General features: G+C 55.0%; 20 protein-coding genes. 12 read left to right on the top strand and 8 right to left on the bottom strand.

The features are described from left to right. Positions 1-134 precede the first annotated feature (134 nt). Both B5F76_RS03895 and B5F76_RS03890 read left to right on the top strand, forming a co-directional pair. On the top strand, positions 135-1316 hold the full coding sequence (locus tag B5F76_RS03895; RefSeq protein ID WP_087351378.1) for an alanine racemase: 1182 nt from the start codon (positions 135-137) through the stop codon (positions 1314-1316). A 77-nt stretch (positions 1317-1393) separates the two neighbouring features. Further along, positions 1394-2485 (top strand): DUF362 domain-containing protein, encoded by a 1092-nt coding sequence (locus B5F76_RS03890; RefSeq protein WP_087351375.1) that lies wholly within the window; start codon positions 1394-1396, stop codon positions 2483-2485. A 100-nt stretch (positions 2486-2585) separates the two neighbouring features. Here B5F76_RS03890 and B5F76_RS03885 read toward each other — a convergent pair whose 3' ends face one another. From B5F76_RS03885 to B5F76_RS03870, 4 genes are all read right to left on the bottom strand, one after another. Then, the gene (locus B5F76_RS03885) at positions 2586-3656 is read right to left on the bottom strand and encodes an ABC transporter substrate-binding protein (RefSeq protein ID WP_087351371.1); all 1071 of its coding nucleotides are present in this window, start codon (positions 3654-3656) and stop codon (positions 2586-2588) included. A gap of 321 nt (positions 3657-3977) precedes the next feature. Then, entirely contained in the window at positions 3978-4196 is a 219-nt protein-coding gene (locus B5F76_RS14760; protein WP_087351368.1) for a hypothetical protein, read from the bottom strand. Next, positions 4181-5557: an L-serine ammonia-lyase gene (locus B5F76_RS03875; RefSeq protein WP_087351365.1), complete on the bottom strand. Its 1377-nt coding sequence runs from the start codon at positions 5555-5557 to the stop codon at positions 4181-4183. The genes B5F76_RS14760 and B5F76_RS03875 overlap by 16 nt, the downstream gene beginning before the upstream one ends. An 82-nt stretch (positions 5558-5639) precedes the next feature. Then, positions 5640-6311, bottom strand: a complete 672-nt coding sequence (locus B5F76_RS03870; RefSeq protein WP_239406950.1) for a hypothetical protein — start codon at positions 6309-6311, stop codon at positions 5640-5642. Between the two features lie 198 nt (positions 6312-6509). Between B5F76_RS03870 and B5F76_RS03865 the strand changes: the two genes are divergently transcribed. The 3 genes from B5F76_RS03865 (at position 6510) to B5F76_RS03850 (ending at position 9388) form a co-directional block, all read left to right on the top strand. Continuing rightward, a complete protein-coding gene (locus B5F76_RS03865; protein WP_275074524.1) occupies positions 6510-7586 on the top strand; it encodes a sigma-54 interaction domain-containing protein in 1077 nt (358 codons plus the stop codon). Between the two features lie 422 nt (positions 7587-8008). Continuing rightward, the gene (locus B5F76_RS03855; RefSeq protein ID WP_087351360.1) at positions 8009-8791 is read left to right on the top strand and encodes a DUF4851 domain-containing protein; all 783 of its coding nucleotides are present in this window, start codon (positions 8009-8011) and stop codon (positions 8789-8791) included. 84 nt (positions 8792-8875) lie between these two features. Further along, positions 8876-9388 (top strand): rhodanese-like domain-containing protein, encoded by a 513-nt coding sequence (locus B5F76_RS03850; RefSeq protein WP_087351357.1) that lies wholly within the window; start codon positions 8876-8878, stop codon positions 9386-9388. A 34-nt stretch (positions 9389-9422) separates the two neighbouring features. Here the strand turns inward: B5F76_RS03850 and B5F76_RS03845 are convergent, their stop codons facing one another. Then, a complete protein-coding gene (locus tag B5F76_RS03845; RefSeq protein ID WP_087351354.1) occupies positions 9423-9656 on the bottom strand; it encodes a hypothetical protein in 234 nt (77 codons plus the stop codon). A gap of 60 nt (positions 9657-9716) precedes the next feature. Here B5F76_RS03845 and B5F76_RS03840 point away from each other — a divergent pair, with 60 nt between their 5' ends. Then, positions 9717-10658 carry a glucokinase gene (locus B5F76_RS03840; protein ID WP_087351351.1) on the top strand — a complete coding sequence of 314 codons (942 nt, stop codon included), beginning with the start codon at positions 9717-9719 and terminating at the stop codon, positions 10656-10658. A gap of 70 nt (positions 10659-10728) precedes the next feature. Here B5F76_RS03840 and dnaE read toward each other — a convergent pair whose 3' ends face one another. Then, on the bottom strand, positions 10729-14208 hold the full coding sequence (gene dnaE / locus B5F76_RS03835) for a DNA polymerase III subunit alpha (RefSeq protein ID WP_087351348.1): 3480 nt from the start codon (positions 14206-14208) through the stop codon (positions 10729-10731). A gap of 470 nt (positions 14209-14678) precedes the next feature. Here dnaE and B5F76_RS03830 point away from each other — a divergent pair, with 470 nt between their 5' ends. The 4 genes from B5F76_RS03830 (at position 14679) to B5F76_RS03815 (ending at position 17913) form a co-directional block, all read left to right on the top strand. Next, on the top strand, positions 14679-15164 hold the full coding sequence (locus tag B5F76_RS03830; RefSeq protein ID WP_162608670.1) for an Hsp20/alpha crystallin family protein: 486 nt from the start codon (positions 14679-14681) through the stop codon (positions 15162-15164). A gap of 314 nt (positions 15165-15478) precedes the next feature. Next, positions 15479-15949, top strand: coding sequence for an Hsp20/alpha crystallin family protein (locus B5F76_RS03825; RefSeq protein ID WP_162608669.1), 471 nt, complete (start codon positions 15479-15481; stop codon positions 15947-15949). Between the two features lie 300 nt (positions 15950-16249). Further along, the gene (locus B5F76_RS03820) at positions 16250-16726 is read left to right on the top strand and encodes an Hsp20/alpha crystallin family protein (protein WP_087351339.1); all 477 of its coding nucleotides are present in this window, start codon (positions 16250-16252) and stop codon (positions 16724-16726) included. 236 nt (positions 16727-16962) lie between these two features. Continuing rightward, on the top strand, positions 16963-17913 hold the full coding sequence (locus B5F76_RS03815; RefSeq protein WP_162608668.1) for a glycosyltransferase family 8 protein: 951 nt from the start codon (positions 16963-16965) through the stop codon (positions 17911-17913). Between the two features lie 185 nt (positions 17914-18098). On the opposite strand, the gene B5F76_RS03810 is transcribed toward B5F76_RS03815, so the two are convergent. Beyond that, entirely contained in the window at positions 18099-18473 is a 375-nt protein-coding gene (locus tag B5F76_RS03810) for a helix-turn-helix domain-containing protein (protein ID WP_087351334.1), read from the bottom strand. A 235-nt stretch (positions 18474-18708) separates the two neighbouring features. Here B5F76_RS03810 and B5F76_RS03805 point away from each other — a divergent pair, with 235 nt between their 5' ends. Further along, entirely contained in the window at positions 18709-19056 is a 348-nt protein-coding gene (locus tag B5F76_RS03805) for a hypothetical protein (RefSeq protein ID WP_087351331.1), read from the top strand. Between the two features lie 471 nt (positions 19057-19527). On the opposite strand, the gene B5F76_RS03800 is transcribed toward B5F76_RS03805, so the two are convergent. After that, entirely contained in the window at positions 19528-20772 is a 1245-nt protein-coding gene (locus tag B5F76_RS03800) for a M24 family metallopeptidase (RefSeq protein WP_087351328.1), read from the bottom strand. A gap of 273 nt (positions 20773-21045) precedes the next feature. Between B5F76_RS03800 and bioB the strand changes: the two genes are divergently transcribed. Then, positions 21046-22026, top strand: coding sequence for a biotin synthase BioB (gene bioB, locus B5F76_RS03795; protein WP_087351325.1), 981 nt, complete (start codon positions 21046-21048; stop codon positions 22024-22026). The last annotated feature ends 4 nt before the right edge of the window (positions 22027-22030 follow it).

The raw sequence follows: 22030 nt of genomic DNA, 5'->3' as shown, positions 1-22030 counted from the left end.
CAGTATATCGAATCCCAAAGAACTCCCAACTAAAGGCAAACTTGCCAAGCTAGGGGCGCCTTATATCCTCCCCCTGAAGGGAGAGGTTTTACGGCGCGCTTGATAAAAGCTCACTTTAGCCAGCGCGAGGTCGTATGAGTTTGTCAGCCCCTGAGGCAGAGTATTTTGCCTCCCCCATTCCCCTTGAGGATCTTCCCACCCCCAGTCTTTTGCTGGACGAGGAGCGCATGGAAGCCAATGCCTGGCGCATGGCGGCCCATCTTGGCAACATGCCCCTGCGTCCGCATTTGAAAACCTGTCGCTGCTGGGATGTGGCGCAAAGGATGATGAAAGCATCTGCCTGCACTGTTGCCACCATGGGCGAGGCTGAGGCCGTAGCCGAGTTGGGAGTCCGGGACATCCTTCTGGCTGTAGGCATACGTCCCTCCCTTTTTGCAAGGGCCCGCGCCCTCATGGCAATGGGCATAGACTTCAAGGTCATCCTGGATAGCCTGTCCATGGCAAGGGCCCTCATAGAGGATGCGAAAGGCCACTCCGTCTCCTACTCCGTGCTTTTGGAAATAGACACGGACGGGCACAGGGCAGGGTTGAAGCCCGATGGGGACGAGCTTTGCGCCATAGCACGGCTTTTGGCCGAAGCCGGACAAAGGGTGCGCGGCGTCCTCACCCATGCTGGTGCTGCCTACAATTGCAAAAGGACAGAGGAGATCCTGGCCCTGGCCGAGAAGGAAGGGGCTGATGCGGTGGCCGCAGCCGAAAGGCTCAGAGCCATGGGCCTCGACGTAGACATCGTGAGCGCAGGCTCTACCCCCACGGCTCTCCTTGGCACGGCAAATCCTGGTCTTACCGAGGTTCGCGCAGGGGTCTATATTTATATGGATATGGTCCAGGCAGGCCTTGGGGTGTGCAGGCATGAGGATATTGCCCTATCCGTGCTCACCTCGGTCATTGGCGGCTTTGCCAAGGGAAACGAGCTTCCCTCGCGCATCTGCACGGACTCTGGCTGGGCTTCCCTTTCAAGCGATCGCGGCCTTGATCATTTGTTTCAAAGCCAGGGCTACGGCCTTGTCTGCGACATGGAGCTCAACGCCCTGGATGGTCTTGTCCTCTACGATCTGAACCAGGAGCACGGCATGGTACGCGTTGCCCCTGACCTTCGCATAAGGGAAAGGGATTTTGTGCTCTCCCTCTCTCCCAAAAGCCGCCTGCGTATCCTGCCAAACCATGCCTGCGCCACGGCCATGATGCACAAATATCTCTACCTTGTGCGTGATGCCCATGCCGTTGCCCGTCTTCCCCTTTTTGGCGGATGGTAAAAAGCCCCCAACCAGCGAAACACATAGCAAAAAACTGTTGTCACCCATTACCCATTTTGCAAGGAGTATCTGAAACCATGGCTTCTACAGTCTACTTCTATTCCATGGCCTGTCGCAAATCCTCCCAGACCAAGGAATCCAAGATTGCCCGCCTGCTCTCGCTCATGAAGCTGCCCGAGGTGGTGGTGAAGGATCAGCCCTGTGCCATCAAGCTGCACTTCGGCGAAACCGGCAATGACACCCATCTGAATCCCCAGCTCGTGCAGGTTGTGGTGGACAAGGTGCGCGCAGCAGGCGCAAAGCCCTTCCTGACCGATACCACCACCCTCTACAATGGCACCCGCCACAACGCTGTGGACCATCTGAACACGGCCCTGCGCCACGGCTTTGCTCCGGGCGTTGTGGACGCTCCCGTTATCATTGCCGACGGCCTCTTTGGCGAGAACGAGATTCCCGTGACCATCGATGCCAAGAACTTCAAGGAAGTGCAGATCGCCACGGAAATCGTGAAATCTCCTGCCATGGTGGTCCTCTCCCACTTCAAGGGCCACGAGATGGCAGGCTTTGGCGGCGCCATCAAGAACCTTGCCATGGGCTGCGCCTCCAAGGCAGGCAAGCGCGATCAGCACGGCACAAAGGTCCAGGTCAACCATGAAAAGTGCATTGGCTGCGGCTCCTGTGTGCGCCACTGTCCCGAGCATGCCTTAAGCATCGTTGACGGCAAGAGCACCTGTGATCGCTCAAAGTGCATAGGCTGTTTCGAGTGCATGACCGTCTGCGAACCCAAGGCCATCGAGATCAATTGGGAAACGGATGTGCCCGCCTTCATGGAGCGTTTGACCGAATACGCCTACGGCGCTGTCAAGGGTCATGAGGGACATGTCTGCTACATCAACTTTGTCATGAACGTGACCCCGGACTGCGATTGCGCAGGCTGGTCCGACATGCCCATGATTCCCGACGTAGGCATTTTGGCCTCCCTCGATCCCGTCGCCCTGGATCAGGCCTGCTTTGATCTCGTTCAGAAGCAGCCCCTGCTCACCAATATGGATCTGCAGGGCCGCGACCTCTTCACAGCCCGCTGGCCCCATACCCACGGCCACATCCAGATCGACTACGCAGAAGAGCTCGGCATGGGCACCAGGGAGTACGAGCTGAAAGTCCTCTAGCCCGTTCCAGAGCCCGGACAAAAGTCCGTACAAACGTCAGTGCCCCCGCAAAACAATATGGTTTTGCGGGGGCACACTGTCTTCATGCAGGAAAAGAAGGCTACTTTGTCTTTTCTTCGAGCAGCATCTTCAGGAAGGTATCCGTTGCATTGGTGTTGATGCTTTGCAGATCAATGTGCTCGGATGCGCCGGGACGATTGAGGAAGCCCACAATGTCGGCCTGCCACTTGTGGACTTGGCTTTCTCCGCTGCAGGTGTCAAAAAGCATGAGCTGCTCGTTAAGATTGTACACGCGATGGGCCTTGAGGTCAGCCAGGCAGATGGCCTTCGAGTAGTTCTTGCCTGCCCATTCGAGATAGAAGCGCTGGTACTCGGATGCGAGATTTTCAAGGGATTCCTTTTGCAGAACGTCAACAGTGCGCAGGCACAGTTTGAGGAACTTGGCAGTCACGTCCGGGTGTTCCTCTGCATATTTTGCGTCTGCCACGAGCATGATGGGATTGCCCATCCTGCACTTTTCAAGGGTGGCCGCCACCTGCCATTTCTTTTCAAGGCCAGTAAAGACGTAGGGAGACCAGAGGGCCACGCCGTCACCAAGATTGTTGTCAAAGGACGCGAGGGCCTGTGTCTGATCCATTTTCTTGATCACAACGTCCGCGTCCGTGAGACCCAGTACCTTGAGCCAGGAGCTTAGGGCGTAGTTGGACGAGGTCGTGCCCGTAGTCAGAAAGGTCTTGCCCCTGACTGTCTCTGGATCGCCGTAGACTTCGGGGTAGTCCTTGTTCCAGCCCTTGACCTTGAGGATGGGGGAATTGGCGCGCACAAGCACGGCGCTTGTGGTTGCCTCGTCGTTGGCTATGCCTATGATCTTTGCACCGTGCTGTACATTGCAGCGTATGGCGGAAACATCACCCATGCCGGCAAAGACCCAGGCCTTGGAAGGCAGGGCCTCGAGGATTTCCTTGCCGGACGCAAAGTACTGGATGTCGATGTCGAGACCTTCTTCCTTGTCCCATCCCTGTTCCTTGGCATACCAGATGAGGAAGGTTTCATGTCTGTCGAGCCAGGCAGTGGGAACCTTGACAAGCTCTGCAGCCATGGCTCCGGCACCAGAAAAGGCAAGCGCTATCACTGCGAGCAATAGCTTCGACAACAAGTTTTTTAAACGCATACAAACCTCCAAAAATATCTGTATTTGCAAGGGGCTTTGTTGGCACGTCATTCGAAAGCCCAATGGGAGCACTGGCAGGGCGCAAGTAGGAAAAATGCGCGAAAAATACGGAAACATTTCCACAAAGCGTGCACCTTGGACAATGCGCTCTATAGCACGCTCCGCCCGTTACGGCAACGCCGAGAGAAAAAACAGGGAGCTTTTTTGCATAAAAGAAAAATGATCTCGGTAAAGTACCTCTTTTCAGATCCTTGCCTCGGCTTGGGGCCGGACCATGTCTGCAAACGCATGTGTCCGCAACTTCTCCCAAGGCAAGAAACACTATTCTGTAGTCATTCTACAGATAAAAAATTTTTCTTTTTTTGTGGCAGTTGTCTGGGAAAACTCTAGCTGCAAAAAAAGATAGAACATATACTTTTCTTCTTCATATTTTTCTTTTCTAAAAAAATGTTGTTTTTGAAGAGAAAAAAAAAGCCCATATCCTTGCAAAAAAAATGTCAAGAACAATGGGCAAGTTCGTTTGGTCAGGCCTTTTGCCATGCGTCGCCAATGGCCTTGGCAAGGCCTCCCAGGGATGTTTCCTTGTAGGTGGCCTGCAGATCAATGCCTGTGCGGTACATGACATCTATGACCTTGTCCAGGGGAACAACGCGCTGTTTGCCGTCTTCAAGGATGCTCAACTGCGCGCAGTTCACCGCACGCTCTGCTGCCAGACCGTTGCGCTCTATGCAGGGGATTTGCACAAGGCCGCCCACGGGATCGCAGGTGAGGCCAAGATTGTGCTCCATGCCTATTTCCGCTGCCACTTCAACCTGTTTCACGTTGCCGCCAGTTACAGCGCAGTAGGCGCCGGCTGCCATGGAACAGGCAACTCCCACCTCGCCCTGGCAGCCCACCTCGGCGCCAGAGATGGAGGCGTTGAGCTTGTAGAAAAGGCCAATGGCTCCTGCCGTGAGCAGGAAGTCCCGCTGTCCCTCTTCCGTGGCCTGGGGGTAGAAGTTTGTGTAGTACATGAAGACTCCGGGCACAACGCCCGCTGCGCCCATGGTAGGAGCGGTCACGACACGGCCGCCGCTGGCGTTTTCCTCGGCCACGGCAAAGGCGTAGAGCATGGGCCACAAAGAAAGCTCCCTTCTGCCAGCTGCCATAAGGGCGGAGAGCTTGCGCAAGAGCTGGGGCGCCCTGCGGCGCACCCCGTAGCCACCGGGAAGGACGCCGTCGAGGCAGCAGCCGCGCTCCACAGCCTCGCGCATGGCGCTGGCTATGGCCTGTATGCGGCTTTCCACCTCTTTCTTGCTTCGCCAGAAGGTTTCGTTGGCAAGCACTATGTTGGCAATACTCGAGTTTTCCCTGCGGCACCAGTCGAAAAGTTCAGTGGCTGTCTTGTAGGGGTAGGGCGGCGTGGGATAGCCCTCTTCCTCCCGGTCAAAGTCCTCCTCCGAGCGCACAAAGCCCCCGCCTATGCTGTAGTAGGTCTTGGCTAGGAGGACATTGCCTTCCCTGTCACAGGCTGTGAGAGTCAGGGCGTTGGAATGGCGGGGCAGAAAAAGTCCCTTGTGCAGAACAACGTCACGCGCCATATCAAAGGCTGTCCTGTGTTTTCCGGCAAGGATGAGATCGGCGTTTTCCTTCAGCTGCGCTGTGCGTGTAGCAAGGTGCACGGGCTCCACAGTGTCCGGCCTTGCCCCCTCAAGGCCGTTTAAAAGAGCGCCAATGGTGCCGTGTCCCTCGCCAGTCAGGGCAAGGGAGCCGTAGAGCTCGGCCTGTATCCTGGACACCAGGGGTACTAGCCCCTTTTCCCCCAAGAGGTCCGCGAACATTCTGCCAGCCACCATGGGGCCGACGGTGTGGGAGCTCGACGGGCCTATGCCAATCTTGAAGAGATCGAAGATGCTGAGCATGTGTCCTCCGAAAGAGTGGGGGAAGAGTTGGGGAGCGGAAAGAGTAGGGGAATGGAGAGAGGGCAATGGCGTGTTTTGGCCATCAGCGCATGATGATGCTTGTCCTGTTGTGCAGATCCTTCAAGTGCAGGCATTGCCGCCAGGTGAGGGGTCTGTACACGGAGATGAGCAGCATGCTGAAGATGATCATGGTCTGCATGACTGCCTGCCAGAAGTTCTCGGGCAAGAGGCAGGAACGAATGAAGAGCAAAAGGGGCGAGAGGCCGTAGGGCTCGGCAAGGGCTATGAGCTCGTTGCCGTAGGGGCTCCAGAAAAGCGTTCCCCAGAAGGCCGCGCACAGGGAGATGAGCCACTTGTAGCCAATCCAGAAGAAGTGCACAAAGCCTATGGAAGTGAAGAGGGAGTAGAAGAGTCCGGTCAGGATGCAGCCGGCAAGGCCTGGCATGACGACCCAGGTGTCGATGAAGCGTAGGGCAAAGGCCACGTGGGCCTGGGTGGCCTCGTCAAGGCCCTGGGTCAGACGCAGGTAGCTTAGGGCCTGCATGGAAAAGGAGCCTCCTGCCCAGGCGGTGGCGCTCAAAAGGTGCAGGGCCTTGGTGGTCTTGATGACCACGTTTTCCCTGGCGCTGATGCCCCTGCCCGTTGTCCCGTAATGACGTACCTTGTCGTTCAGTATGCTCATGATCTTCTCCTGCCCTTCGGTTGCCGGAAGAGCTGCACTCACCTTGCCACATTTTTGCCCCTTGTGCACCATGGCAAAGTGCGGTCAATCCCGAAAAAAAGGCTCAGGAGAGGAAGAAGGGAAGTGCAAACTTGCCTCCTTTTGTGCCCGCAAGACCACAAAGGGGCAATCCGGGACTGGCATTTTTTGCAGGTTGCGGGTACAAGTCTGTCAGGAAAATGACACAGAATTTGCTGTTTTCTTTGTGCGTCACCCCTGGGAGGAGAGAGCGTGGAGGAGAAGGTACAGGACGAGGGCCAGGTCATCATAGGCAGGGACGCGTCTTTAAAGACTGTCTTTGATATGGTGCGCAGGGTGGCCAGGACGAACAGTACCGTGCTTGTGACCGGTGAAAGCGGCACTGGCAAGGAACTTGTGGTCCAGACACTGCACAACATGAGCGGCCGCAAGGGCCCTTTTGTGCCGGTCAACTGCGGTGCCATGCCCGAGGACCTCATCGAATCTGAGCTCTTTGGCGCGGAAAAGGGGGCCTACACGGGGGCCTACCGTGCGCGTGAGGGGCGCTTCGAGCTCGCCAACAAGGGTACCCTCTTTCTGGACGAAATAGGCGAAATGCCACCGCAGTTGCAGGTGAAGCTTTTGCGCGCCCTGCAGGAAAGGGAAGTGCAGAGAATCGGGGGAAGCAAGCCCATCAAGGTCGATGTCCGCGTGGTGGCAGCCACCAACCGGGATCTGGAGCAGGAGGTCAAGAAGGGAAATTTTCGCGAGGATCTCTACTATCGATTGAACGTCATCCCCGTGAAGATGCCACCCCTGCGCACGCGCGGGGACGACATCCTTGCCCTTGCAAGGCACTATCTCGCATTCTTTTGCAGGGAAAACGACAGACCCATGCTTGAGCTGACGCCCGAGGCACAAGGGCTGCTTTTGGCCTACCCCTGGCCAGGCAATGTGCGCGAACTGGAAAACTTCATGTATCGCGTGAGTGTCCTGACCGAGGGAGACTGCGTAGGTCCGGACGATTTGCCGGAAAAAATCCGCAATTCCGTACCCGCGAACATGGGTGCGAAAAGTCTTGCCAAAACTGAAACGTCTGTACCTGCGACGCCGGCAGCACCATTGTCCCAGTTTCCGGAAAGACGGACAGGCTTTGCCTGGCCCACTTTAGACGAGATGAAGGAACTTGATCTGAGTCTCAGGGATTTTTTGGGTCAGATGGAGGATCGTCTCATAGCCGAGGCCCTGGAAAGGGAGCACGGTGTCCACCACAGGGCGGCAGCTCTTTTGGGCATCAAGCGCACGACCCTCATTGAAAAGTTGAAGCGCAAGGCAGGCAAGACTTCCTGAAAAAGGGTGTCACAAGAACTTTCCCTTTTATTGCGCGATAGAAAATCGCGCAACGCACACATTTTTTGGCCTGTCCCGGATCGATCCACTGTCCGACGGTAGCGACACTCTCCCGGAGTGTGGACAGAAGCCAGCATAATCCCTGTTGCTATATAATCATATTGTGATTTATCAAAATACAAATAGTTCTATATCCGGATTTATTCAAGTTTATGAAATAAAATGTCTTTTCAGTCTGTATCTGGCCCTTGCTTCGATGCTTTTGCGCGATACGCTCCTTTTTTTTATGGACTTGTTGCGCGATACATGTCCAGAGAAAGGCCACAGAGACTCTTTTGCGCGTTTGCGCGATACACATACCCCTTGCAAATGGAGGAAGGCGCTTTCCCCAAAACCGGAGAAACCCGCGCCTGACAGAGCATATGAGAAAACTCCTTGTTCCCAGTCTCGCCGTATCCACACTTCTTCTGACAATTCTTCTTCTTGGCTGTTCCGCTGTGCAACAGCGGGGTGTTGCAGGTAATGCCTATGTGTCCACCTCAAGGCCTGCCGTTGCCGTGCACGTGAAGGACATGCCCCTTGTAACCAGCGGCCGCGGTACTGGCCGCCTCTATCGTCCGAACATGGCCGCAGTGCCGGTCAATGTGCGCACTGCCGTCTTTGGCACAAAGGCCTCTGCGCCCATGGCCATTGTCACCCACGCGGAACTTCCCAACGACTTCTGGATCTGGACAAGCGTGTATCCGAGGCCCCGCAGCTCGAAGCTGACAACAGAGGTCATTGGCGGTCAGCCCTTTGCCGCATTCACCTACCTTGTGCCCTGCAAGAACGACCCCTATGCGGGCCTTGTGGGGGATCCCACCCAAATCGTGAAGGAAGGCTACAAAGACGGTGACGATCCTGCGCCCGCCTACTGGATTGCCCGCTACCTTGCCATACGCACCAATTTCAACCACGACAAGATTATCCTGGAATACAGGGAACCTGCCCCCAGGGGCCTTGAGACCATGGAAAGCATTCCCTTCGGCATGACAGATCAGATCCGGGAATTCGAGGATCGTGCGCGCAAGGCCTTTACGCTCGGCCTTCCCGATCCGAAGCTTGGGCCCATACAGGACGGCTTTCCGCAGGGTGTACGCTGGCAGTTCATGTCGGACCCGTACCTTGGCGACGTTCTTTTCCAGGAGCCCCTCGACCGCTTTTAGGTTTTTGTCCGGGTATCCGGAAAAATCCCGCACTGCATTTTTCTGGGCTTTCCCCTCGCCTGGGGAAAGCCCGGGGAGAAATATATGCTGACCCCAATTCTTCCTACCGAGGCAAAAAAACTTCTTGAGTCAGGCAAGGCCAGGCTTGTCGATGTCCGCGAGCCGGACGAGATCGAGGCCATGCACGTTGAGGGGTGTGTTGCAGCCCCCCTGTCCGTTGTCCGCATGGCCCCTCTTCCCAGGGCTACCTTCGAGACACCCATCATCTTCACCTGCCATTCCGGCAACAGGGTGCGCAAGAACGCTTCCCTTCTGGAAAGCCTTGCCAAGGGGCCGGCCTACACCCTTGAGGGCGGCATGGACGCCTGGGAAAAGGCCTGCCTGCCAGTGGTTCGCGGCCGCAAGTACTCTCTAGAGCGTCAGGTGCGCATGGTGGCAGGCTCCATCATCCTCTGCGGCTTTGCGCTTTCCCTTGTGCACGCTGGCTTCCTTGTCATCCCCATTGGCGTTGGCTGCGGCCTTGTCTATGCCGGTGTCAGCGGTACCTGCGCCATGGCAGGGCTTTTGCAGCGCCTGCCCTGGAACAGAAAAAAGTAGAGCCCCTTCCCAAGGGGCCCAGATTTGGCTTTGCCTATTCCTTGTCGCCTTCTTCCTCGGGCTTTTTTTCCGGGAAAAGAGCCCCAAGGCTTCCGCGAAAGATGAGCTTTGTGGCAGTTTCGTCCGCAAGCTCGGCTACGTCCATAAACTTTTCCAAAAGGTTCAAAAGATAGAAGCGGTCGTTTTCGCAGCCGTCCTTGAAGTCCTGTTCCATGGCGCCGGATTTCATGTATTCTGCAAATTCGTCCAAATCCTTTTCCGTGAGCATGCCCATTCCTCCAAAATTGCTGCCCCAAACCACTTGTGAAGGGCGGGGCAGGGAGCCAAAATGCGTGTTGTAGTCTTTGACATAGGCGGCACCAACTGCCGCGCTGCCCTGGCAGACCTTTGGCAAGGCCGGGTGCGCCTTCTTGCCCACAAAAGCCTTGCGGGAGACGAGTGGCAGGGCCTTTCTGACCTTGTTCGTCTCTATTGTGCCGTAGTTGAGGAAGCTGGACAAGGGGAGAAGGAGGATATTGCAGCCGTGTGCCTTGCCCTTGCAGGCCCCACGGACGGGAAAAAGGCCAGTCTTTCGAACAGGGCATTTGTTCTCGAACGCAGCGAGGCAGAGAAAGCCTTTGGAAAGCCGGTCTTTCTTGTCAACGATTTCGAGGCCGTGTCCATGGCCATGGAGCCTGAGTCTGCCAGTCAAGGCATACACGTGTACGGGAAAAATCCGGATTGTGGGAAGATCCGCGCCTCGGCCGGAGCAGGCACGGGCTTTGGCTGCGGCCTTCTTCTGCCTGGGGGCGTTTTTGTTCCGTCCGAGGGTGGGCACATGGCCCTTGCCCTAGTCTCGGAAAGGGAGCGGGAGCTTGCAAGTGCCTTTGGCCCCATGCCGGAAATGGACGACCTTGTCTCGGGCCGTGGTCTCGAAGCCCTGGCAAGGGCGATCACTGGAAGGCAGATGTCCGCTGCAGATGCTTCTGCGCTCTATCTTCAGGACGAGGAAAGCGAGCTCTTCGTCCACTTTGCCCGCCTCTTTGCCAGGGCCTGCCGCAACTGGGCCCTGGCCACCATGTGCCGGGGAGGATTGTGGATAGCTGGCGGCATTGCCATGAAAAATCCCCTTCTTGTCCAGTCCAGGCATTTTCGCACGGAATTTGTGAAAGGGAAGGGAGAGCTTGCAACCTTCCTCGAAGAAGTCCCTGTGTCGCAGTTCCTTGACGAGGAGCTTGGCCTCAAGGGGGCAGCGCTCATAGCCCTGCGACGAGCCTGCACGCAAGGGTAGAAAACAAAAAAGGGCCTTTTCGGAATATTCCGGAAGGGCCCGAACTTTTTTGGTGTCTTTTTTGCGCTTTCTATGCCTGCGCCCATGCCGCCAGGGAGGAGTGCAGCTCTGGCGAGGGGGCAACGCAAAACTCCTGACCCAGGGCTACGTGGTAGATGCGTCCCGGATCGAGTTCAACCTCTGCCACCACAGGGACAGCCCCCTTGTGCTGTTCCAGAAGCTGACGCAGGGAGAGAATGTCGTCCCTGCCAAGGCGCGAGGGCGGAAGCACAAAGTGCAGGGGATGGGTGTCGTTCTTGCACACGTCCGCAAGAAGCTCCCCGTCCGAGGCTATGAGCTTCAGGCTGCGGGTGACCTCGCCGTCCTCGTTTTCCTCCTCTTCCTGGTTCTTGTCCACGCGCACCTTGAGCCAGATGGGGCTTTCCGTCTGCAATAGATCCTGAATGGCAGGCGTGTAGCTTCTGGGAAAGAAAGTGACCTCTGCCCTGCCGGTGAGATCTTCCACCACTGCGAAGGCCATGCGCTGGCCCTTGGACTTTGTCACCACCTCGCGCACCTCGTTGACAAGGACTGCTACGCCGAACTCCTGGCTCGGCTGCGCCTCCAGGGCGTTTTCCAGCGTCCTGCAGCCTATGCGGCGGATTTCTCGCATGTAGTTTTGCAAAGGGTGCGAGGTAAGGTAGAAGCCAAGGTACTCCTTTTCGTATTTGAGCAAGAACTCCTCGGAAAATTCCGGAAGGCTTGCCTCCTCGCAGTCTATGCCTACGCCCGTGAGCTTTTCCACCTCCATGTCCTTGGGCATGAAGTCAAAGAGCGAGGGCATGCCCTGGGAGGAGGTCTTCTGCCTTTTCTGGGCCTTTGCGAGGACCAGATCCAGGCTTGCCAGCATGGCTTGGCGGCTTGCGCCAAAATCGTCGCAGGCGCCGCTCTTGATGAGCGCTTCCAACACCCTCTTGCCTACCTTGCGCAGATTGACCCTTTCGCACAGATCAAGCAGGGAGACGTAGGGGCCGTCCTTCCTGTTGTGGATGATGTTGCGCACAGCCTCGTCGCCGCAGCCCTTGATGCCGGCAAGGCCGAAGACGACCTTGTCGTTGTGGGCAGAAAAGGAGAGTGTCGAGTAGTTCACGGACGGGGGCTGCACGTCTATGCCCATATCAAGGCAGCAGGAAATGTATTTGAGGAGTTTTACCTGGTTCCCCAGTTCGCTTGTAAGGAGCGCTGCCATGAACTCAGCAGGGTAGTGCACCTTCAAATAGGCCGTGTGGTAGGAAATGACTGCGTAGGCTGCAGAGTGGGATTTGTTGAAGCCGTAGGCAGCGAATTTTTCCATGAGGTCGAAGATCTCGTTGGCCTTGTCCGCGCTGATACTGTTCTTTTCCGCACCCTGCACAAAGACCACGCGCTGCTTTGCCATCTCCTCGGGCTTTTTCTTGCCCATGGCGCGGCGCAGAAGGTCAGCGCCGCCAAGGGTGTAGGAGGCGATGATCTGCGCGATCTGCATGACCTGTTCCTGGTAGACAATGACTCCGTAGGTGTCCTTCAGGCAGTTCTCGAGGGTTGGGTAGGGGTAGATGACCTTGCGCTCGCCGTGCTTGCGTTCGATGAATTCGTCCACCATGCCGGATTTCAGGGGACCAGGACGGTAGAGGGCGAGCATTGCGATGATGTCCTCGAAGCAGGAGGGGCGAAGCTTTCTCAAATAGCCGCGCATGCCCGAACTTTCCACCTGGAAGACGCCATCCGTGTCGCCCTTGCAGTAGAGTTCGTAGGTCTTCTCGTCCGTGAAGGGCAGGGTGTCGAGATTGGGCACTTCCTTGCCGCTACGCTTAATATTGTCCAGCGCGTCCTGGATGATGGTCATGGTGCGCAGGCCGAGAAAGTCGAATTTCACAAGGCCTGTCTTTTCCACCATGGGGCCGTCGAACTGCGTGACCTGCTCGTCGTGCTTGCCCTTGAAGAGGGGCAGGTAGGAGGTCATGGGCAGTTCCGAGACCACAAGGCCTGCAGCGTGCATGCTCACCTGGCGGGTGAGGCCCTCAAGCCTTTGCGAGATGTCGAGCACCTTGCGCACGCGCTCGTCGCTCTGGTACAGGTTCTTTAAGTCCTCGTTGTCCTTGAGCACCTCGCTTATGTGAACCTTGGGATCGTTGGCAGGGATGAATTTGACTATGGCAGCCCGTTCCTGGAAGGGGATGCCAAGGACGCGGCCCACGTCGTGGATGACTGCCCTTGCCTTGAGCTTGCTGTAGGCTGCGATCTGGGAGACAGAGTCCTCGCCATAGATGTCTGCCATGTGGCGTATGACCCTGGTCCTCCTGCGTTCGCAAAAATCTACGTCGATATCGGGCAGGCTCACGCGCTCGATGTTGAGGAAGCGTTCGAAGAGCAGATGGTAGGGGATGGGGTCCAGATTTGTGATGCGCATGGCCCAGGCAACCAGGGAGCCGGCTGCGGAGCCGCGGCCGGGACCTGTGGGCACGCCGTTGTTCTTGGCCCAGTTGATAAATTCCTGCACGATGAGGAAATAGTCCGGAAAGCCCATTTCCAGGATGACGTCCATCTCGTACTTCAGGCGCTTGCGGTAGAGGTCCTTGTCGAGCTTGTCCCCTTCCGGATGCTCCCTGAATCTGCGCTCAAGGCCCTCGGTAGCAAGGCGGCAGAATTCGGATTCGATGGTTGCGCCTGCAGGAAGAGCGTATTGCGGGAAGAAGTGCTTGCCAAAGGGTATGCGGTAGTTGCACTCCTCGGCAATGCGCACGGCATTGTCCAGGGCCTCGGGCGCAAAGGCGAACTCCTTCTCCATCTGTTCCGGAGACTTGTAGTAGAGCTCTGTTGTCCGGAAGCGAAAGCGCCGCGCATCCTGTATGGTGCTGCCTGTTCCTATGCACAAAAGGATGTCGTGGGCCTCGACATCGTCCGGATTCAGGTAGTGGCAGTCGTTGGTGGCAACAACCGGTATGCCCTCGCTCCTGCTCAGTTCGAGAAGGCCGTTGTTGACTGTGGTCTGCTCCTGTATGCCGTTGTGCTGCAGTTCGAGATAGAAGTGGCCGTCAAAGAGTTTCGAGCAGTAGCGGGCAAGGTTTGCCGCGACATCCATGCGCTTCGAGAGAATGGCCTGGGGGATTTGGCCCTGCAGGCAGGCCGAGAGGCAGGTGATGCCCTTGGCGTGGGCAGAGATTACGTCCCAGTCTACCCTGGGCTTGTAGAAAAAGCCCTCCTGCCAGCCGGCAGTGACAATCTTGAGCAGATTGTGGAATCCCTCTTCGTTGCGCGCAAGAAGGATCAGGTGGTTGCGGCGCCTTGCAGAGTCGGATGTGGTGTCAAAGCGGTTTGGCGTCACGTAGACTTCGCAGCCGAAGATGGGCTTCAGGCCATATTCCCTGCAGGCCTCCTGAAACTGGCCAGCGCCGAACATATTGCCGTGGTCCGTGATGGCGCAGGAGGACATGCCAAAATCCTTGGCCCTGGCGCACAAATCCTTGAGCCGGATGGCGCCGTCGAGCATGCTGTATTCGGTATGGCAGTGAAGGTGGACAAAATCGGACATATAGTGACTGACTCCGCTGACAGATCCTTGTGACGGACCCTGTATATATATGAGATGGGTATCGGTGGAAGGGGCAGGGAAAGTACCAGGGCTTCCCCAAATGACATGGACTTCTTTTGCCAAAGCTCCCCCTTTTTTGCAAGGCAGGGAGAATGGCCTTGTTCTATTTATTAAATGATAACAAATAGTTGGTTTGGTGTATCCGGAGGATTTCGGAAAAAGGGCAGGGAGAAGCCAAATTTTTCGCGTTTTGCACCTTTACAGGAAAGAATGAGGAACTATCTTCTTTTGCGAAAGAAATGGATGGCAGCAATGGAAAGCATCTGCAAGACCCGGGAAAACCCGGGGAGTATTTCAGCAAAACATCCTGGATGACCATCCGTACCACTATTTTGCAAGCCAAATTCAATTGCAATACAGAACAAAAAAACACTGCAAACAAATCAAACAAATTTAAATGGAGCAATACCATGCCGTACTTCATTCCTGTCAGAAAGAATATGCGCGACAACTACCAGGGTGTGTCCCGCCTGCACGATGACATAGATCGCCTGTTTGGCGGAAACATGTTCCCCGGCCACTGGATGCGCCAGAACATGCCCGAACGCGTGGCAGAGCAGCCCGACATCACTCCCATGCTTGACGTGACTGCCAACGAGGAAGCCTACTTTGTGCATATCGAGCTTCCCGGCGTGTCCCCCGAGGATGTGAACATCAAGGTCGCGGATAATGTACTCACCATCTCCGGCGAGAAGAAGAACGAGGTCCGCGAGGGCGTGCGCGTCTTTGTGCAGGAGCGCGGCTACGGAACCTTCTCAAGGGCCCTTTCCCTTCCCGAGGACGCAGACGCGGAACGTATCAGGGCCTTTGCCAAGGACGGCGTGCTCATGGTGGAGATTCCCCGCAGGAAGCCGGAGGAAGTCAGGACCAGAACCATCGAGGTTCAGCGCGGCTAGAAAGTTTGTCATGGGACTGGAGCATCTTCTCCCGCTCCCGTCCCAGGCGCCAGATGCATGGCGCGCCCCATTCGGACTCTCTTGGCGGAGTCCTTTTTGTTTGGCAGAAAAACAAGAAATTTTTCGTTGTACAATTTTCAGATTGTACAGATTGACACAGAATAAAAATAGAAAAAGTTCAAGAAAATCTCTTTACAGACTGCAAAGATGATTTACCTATGATGTTGAAAGAAGGAAAGCATGGAGCGGTTAGAACCCCATGAATGATTCCCTTCAAGAATAACTTTGAAAGATATTTTTTGGAGGACAAGATAATGGCTACTTATTTGACAGATAGAAAGCTCCCCACAGTCGCAGGCATGCGTGGCGTCAACCAGTTGCACGATGACATCGACCGTCTCTTTGGCGGATTCTTTGGCAGGGATTTCCTCCCCGACTTCTTCACCAGGGACGAAAAGGCACTGATGCCGCAAATCGACTTCAAGAGCGATGACAAGACCTACACAATGTCCGTGGAACTGCCCGGTGTGGCTCCTGAGGACGTGAAAGTCGAGGTCAATGGCAACGAGCTCACCATTTCCGGCGAAAAGAAGGAAGAGGTGAAGGAAGACGGCAAGACCCATGTGCAGGAAAGGCGCTATGGCTCCTTCATGCGCAGCATGACCCTGCCGGAAGACGCTGACTGCGAGAGCATCAAGGCCGTCACCAAAAACGGTGTGCTGACCCTGGAAATCGCCCGCAAGCCCGAAAGCAAGGCCAAGAGCATCGAGGTGCAGAGAGGCTAACTTGGATGAGCTGCCACTGGCAGCCTAAGTAGCAAAATTGCATGGACAAGAGCCGAAGTGGTGCTCCCAATATGGAAGTATCACTTCGGCTCTCTTTTTTGGCATTTTGCTCAAAGAATAGCTAATGCCAATTCATATTGTAATGTATAAAAAGACTAAAAAAGTTATAAATAGCTCTTTACAGAATGCAGTTATGTTTTATTTATGATATTGAAAGAAGGAAAGCATGGAGCAGTTAGAACCCCATGAACGATTCCCTTCAAGAATAACTTTACAAGATATTTTTTGGAGGACAAGATAATGGCTACTTATTTGACAGACAGAAAGCTCCCCACAGTCGCAGGTATGCGTGGTGTCAACCAGCTGCACGATGACATAGACCGTCTCTTTGGCGGATTTTTTGGCAGGGATTTCCTCCCCGACTTCTTCCCCAGAGATGAAAAGGCACTGATGCCGCAAATCGACTTCAAGAGCGATGACAAGACCTACACAATGTCCGTGGAACTGCCTGGTGTTGCGCCAGAGGACGTGAAAGTCGAGGTCAATGGCAACGAGCTCACCATTTCCGGCGAAAAGAAGGAAGAGGTGAAGGAAGACGGCAAGACCCACGTGCAGGAAAGGCGCTATGGCTCCTTCATGCGCAGCATGACTCTGCCGGAAGACGCTGACTGCGAGAGCATCAAGGCCGTCACCAAAAACGGTGTGCTGACCCTGGAAATCGCCCGCAAGGCGCCCGAGCAAAGCAAGGTCAAAAGCATCGAGGTGCAGAGAGGCTAACAGACCCTGACTGCAAAAGGCATATTGCCCAAATTGAGTAAACATTGGGCCTGGGAAATACCCCCGAAAAGGGATGTCTCCCAGGCCCTTTTTTTGTGCCCGCTGGGCTCACAAGGTATGTATTGCCTGCAACAAATGGCAGGGATATGGTGCAGGCGAGTATCCCGGAAGTGGCATTTGTGACTGTGGCCGGTTTGCAAAGTCCCAAAAAAGTTCAGGATAACAGGGAGGAGTGCATGGAAGCCAGCAGGCTTGCACAGCGTGAAGGTCTCATACCTGTCGTTTCTGCCATAGACAGAAACTACATCCCCATATACAGCGCCTTTCTCGCCTCTTTTCTTGAGCACACAAGTCCTGACAGAGAGTACGAACTGATTCTGCTCACGGACAATGTTCCTGCGACTGACATATGCGCCCTGCAGGAACAGATGCATGGGTATGCCAACGTAGCCTTGCGCAGCATTGATATGGGCGGCTATGCGGTCCCGAATTTCAGCGTGCACGACAAGTACACAAAGGCTACCTTTTTTCGTCTCATGATCCCCGAGCTTTTGGCTGAATACGACAGGGCTCTCTACCTGGACGCAGATATTGTTGTTCTGGGAGATGTTGCCGAACTGTTTGACGCCCACAGGGAAGAGCTTGCGGCAGCTGTCCTTGATTTCGATATACAGGGCATGCTCTCGAATCCAGCCTATCATATGCCGTTTTGTCCGATGTACGATGGATACGAGTACCTTGTAAAATACTGCGGTATGGAGCCCGTGCAAACAGCAAGCTACTTCAATGCCGGGGTACTTGTGCTGAATCTGCAGGAGATGCGCAGATGCAAGAGGACAGAGGCTTGTCTTGAGCTTCTGAACACAAAGCCCTTTGCCTATGTGGATCAGGACATCCTGAACCTTGCCTTCGGGGGGCATGTGCAAACCCTTCCCTATGAATGGAACTTCGTTGCCAATCCGAACCCGAAGATTGTCTTCACCCAAAAGCTTCTTGAGGAGAGGGAAAGGGCATCCGCCCATATCAGGCTCCTGCACTTTGCAGGTCTTCAGCCATGGCGGGAAGCCAAGGAGATAGCCTATGAGGAATACTTCTGGTTCTATGCCAGGAAGTCCATGTACTACGAGGCCCTGATCCGACAAAAGCAGGATGCCCAAATAAGGGCACAAGAGTGCCCGAAAGAATAGTGGCAATCCCGGCAAGAGTCTGCCGGCCAGAGCGTAAAAGCCTGAACGAGGCGCTGAGGTCAGGGGCAAGATCGTCCTTCAAGACCGCCAGAAGAATCTCTGCTGCCCTGGTTCTCGAGATTGCTGTGACGCTCTTTTGTTTGGCACAAGGCTTCAGGATTTTGTTGCGGGCATTGCCAGTGCGACTATGCGTACCACGATATCCACAGAACTTCCCTTTGCGTATCAGGGGGCAGGCTTGAGATCATAGTGGCAAGGGCAGGCTGAGATGCAGGGACTGAAGCGGGCGCAGATGCGGGTGCTTCAGTGGGGGCAGAATCAGCCTTGTCTGGTTTGGATTTGGGCTCTGCAAAGAGGTCGGCAATAGAGCAGTCCAGGGCCCTTGCAAAGTCGAACAGACGTTCGAACCGTGGCACAATCAGCCCCTTTTCCATACGGCACAGGGACTCCTGTGAAATCCCGAGTGTTTCGGCCAGGGCTTCCTGCGTCATGCCCTTCGCCTTTCTTTGCGCTGCGATTTGTGCACCGAAAAGACGTGTTACGTGTCGTGCCTTGCCCATTCTCTCCTCGCTGTGAATCCACGTGAAAATACGTCGGTAGTCTGATAGCGGCCTGCTTTTTGCCACTTTTGTGAAAAAAGGGTATCGTGAGAACCACAAGTTCTACAGGGGAATACCCATAGAGTATTGATCTCTAGCATAACTTTGGAAAATCTGTAAATACAATTTTGCTATAATTCAATAGTCAGTGGTATAACATACCATTTGTTTTTTTATCTGGAATAGAGGTGATAATATGAAATTTGCAAGTATTTTTGTAACTTTTTTGATGGTAATATTTTTCAATTCTGTTGCTATTCAGGCTCAGGAACAATGCTTTCCTGAAAAAATACTTTCAAGCCATACAAAGCATTGCACGCTTAAAGGGTATTATATAGAAGAAGTCATGGATATTCCATCTGAAATTATGATCAATATTCAGGGTGAGGAAATCAGACTTGTTGCTGATCCGGAAGCTATTGAAAAGAATTTCAAGGGTATGGAAGGAAAAAAATTCCAGATAACATATGAAAAGGTCTATGGTTTTGTTGGCGACGGATGCGATGAGTATTTGAGATTTGTCTCTGCCAAGAACATCAATTGATTCAGGTTTGAGGCTTATTCGGAAACATTCCTTGTGACACCCCCGACTACGAGTACATTGTTTCGGGGGTGTCTGCGTATCCAGAAGACACAAGAAATACCTCCTCACGCTCAGTCGCCGTCAAAAGTGATAAAATTCACTATCCATGTAATTACTTGTGATTCAAATGGTTTATCTTGTTTTTGACAAGGAGATGAGCGCGGGATTTTGGGTCAAAAAACATTTTTTTCACAAAATAGCTTGACTGTTTAACCAATCAAGTGTAACTTACTCCTTGGTTGAGCGGAAAAGAGTTTTCCAGGGCAAGACGGTGAGAGGGTGCTGCATCAGGAACAAGCAGTCCCCTCACTTGGCAATCTCGGATCCAATACTCTTCCACATTCCCTCCTTTGGATAGACACGAAAAAAGGCTCCTTCTGATAAGCGGCAGAAGGAGCCTTTTGCTACTGTGTTCCAAAAGCGAAGATGCGGCTATTCCAGGCAGATTATGTCCATCTGCGTGCCTGTGAGGGGCTCTGGGCCGTCTGCCTGCACAAGATAGGTGTGCTCTATGCCGACCATGCCCATTCCTGGCACTGAAATCTTGGGCTCAAGGGCTATGGCCATTCCTTCTGCCAAGGGTTCGTTGAAGGAGCGGGCAAGGGCGGGCCATTCGTCCAGGGCAAGGCCAATGCCGTGCCCAAGGAAGGGCACCTGATCGCGGCCAAGACCCATGAAGCTCTCCCTCACATTGTTCTTCTTCGCCATTTGAAGCGCGTTGCTCCAAAGCTCCTGCGGTGTAACACCAGGGCGCATGAGCTCTAGCGTGGAGCACAAGATGTCCCTGCAGATCTTTTGGGCACTCGCGAGTTTGGCGGGAATGGTTGAAGGGTGTCCAGACCAGTACACCTGGGTGCGGTCCGTGTGGTAGCCGTATTTCTGGCAGCCCATGTCCAGAGAAAGGCACTGGTTCTTCTCCCACACGCGATCCCTGGAACCCAGGAAGGGGACAGCAGGATGCAGGCCTCGGCAGCCCAAAGGGCCATTGTAGGGAGTGGGGTAGAGGCCGCTTGTTCCTGTCGACGCGTAGCCAAAGAACATCTCCTCGCCGTGTGAGCGCATGCGGCACATGCCGTCACAGCCCCTTGCCATGACTTCGGAGATGTACACGCAGGCAAGTTCCTGCTCGCTCATCCCTGCCTCGAAAAGTTCGGGAAGCACGAGGTCGTACACTTCCGCGTGGATTTCCCCGCAGGTACGCATTCTCTCCTGTTCGAACGGGGATTTCACGGAGCGTGCCCTGTTCATGATGCCGTCAGCTGCAACAAAGCGCGCGTTTGGCACGCGCTTTTGCAGCATTTCCGCCATGGTCCAGCTGAAATTGTCCTTGTCCACTGCCAAAACCTCTCCCAGGGGGCTGCCCGCCTCTGCTGTGAGAGCAGGAATTTCCCTGTAGGAGACAAAGGGCAGGATATGGCTTAAGGGAGACTCCACCCTTGCCCGCTCAACGCCCTTGCGCAGCAAAAGCACTGGTTCTCCTTCTCTGGGCAGCCAGAAAAGGCCTGTGCCAAGGCAGCCCGTAAGGTAGTAGATGTGGACCTTGTCCGAGAGAAGAAGGCCGTGTGCTTCAGGCTGAAGCCTTGCCAAAAGCTCGCGCACGCGTGCGTGCCTGGCCTCGCATTCGGCAAGGGGCAGGGTTTCCAGGGCGTCGAGTTCGGATGCTGGGGATGCAGGCATGAAGGTCTCCTCGATGGGTGCAGAAATGTCACATGGAAAAAAGAACAGTGAATGACTTGGATTTGTGACACTATCCCGAACACTTTGTCCTGTCCAGAAAGCCTTTTCCGAAATCAGAAGCAATTTCACTCTTGCGCGCCTGCCCCTGCAGGGCCTATGTTCGGCTTTCGCCCTGAAAAGCCCGGCTTTGCGTATTTCCCCCTTGCACGTGCGAAAAAGCGGGAAGGGCAGGGACTTTCCACCGTATTCTTTTGAGGGAGGTACGTTACAGGTATGCACGCCTTGTTGCAGAGGGTTTTGGCTGCGTCGCTTGCGGATGAAAACGCTTCATTGGGAAGAGAGGACGCGTGCGCGATCTCCTCTCTCCCCTGGGAAGACAACATGGAGCTTTTGGCTGTGGCAAATGCTGTACGCCAGCTGCGTGGACCGAAGGGCACTGGCACTTGCGCCATCATCAACGCCAAATCCGGAAAATGTCCGGAAAACTGCGCCTTTTGCGCCCAGTCCGCCCACTACCACACCAACGCCCCCATCTACCCATTGATGGGTACGGACGAGCTTTTGCGCCACGCAGAAGAGATGGCAGCACACGGCATTGCGCGCTGCGGCATTGTCACGAGCGGAACGGCCCTTTCGGACAGGGAGCTGGACGCATTGTGCGCGTCCGTTGAGATAATGCGAAGCAGGGTTGGCATATCCTTGTGCGCTTCCTTGGGCCTTCTCACCGAGGAAAAGGCGAAGCGGCTTCGCGAGGCAGGCATTACCCGCTACCACCACAATCTGGAAACCTCCCGCTCCCACTTTTCGGCCATCTGCACAACCCATGCCTACGACGAGGACATAGAGACATTGCGCATTGCCCGCAAGACAGGCCTTGAAGTGTGCAGCTGCGGCATCTTCGGCCTTGGCGAGACCTGGGAGCAGCGCGTGGAGCTTTTGGGAGACCTTGCGGACATTGGTGTGGACTCGCTGCCTGTCAATTTCCTCTGTCCTGTTCCTGGAACCCCCTTTGGCGAACGAAAACACCTTGCCCCAAGGGAAGCCCTGCGCGTTTTGGCACTCGCAAGGCTCATGCACCCAAAGAAGGAAATCATTGTCTGCGGAGGGCGCCTTGCCACCCTGCACGAGGAGCAGTCATGGGTGCTTGCCAGTGGAGCGAGCGCCATCATGACAGGCAACTATCTGACAACGCGCGGCTGCGGCTACGAGGACGACGACGCGCTTCTTGCCACCCTGGGCACCTTGAGAAGATAGGGGT

The sequence above is a fragment of the Desulfovibrio sp. An276 genome, from assembly GCF_002159665.1.
Classification (GTDB): Bacteria; Desulfobacterota; Desulfovibrionia; order Desulfovibrionales; family Desulfovibrionaceae; genus Desulfovibrio; species Desulfovibrio faecigallinarum.
Note: the sequence above shows the minus strand (reverse complement) of the source record. Positions and strands in the feature narration are given on the sequence as shown.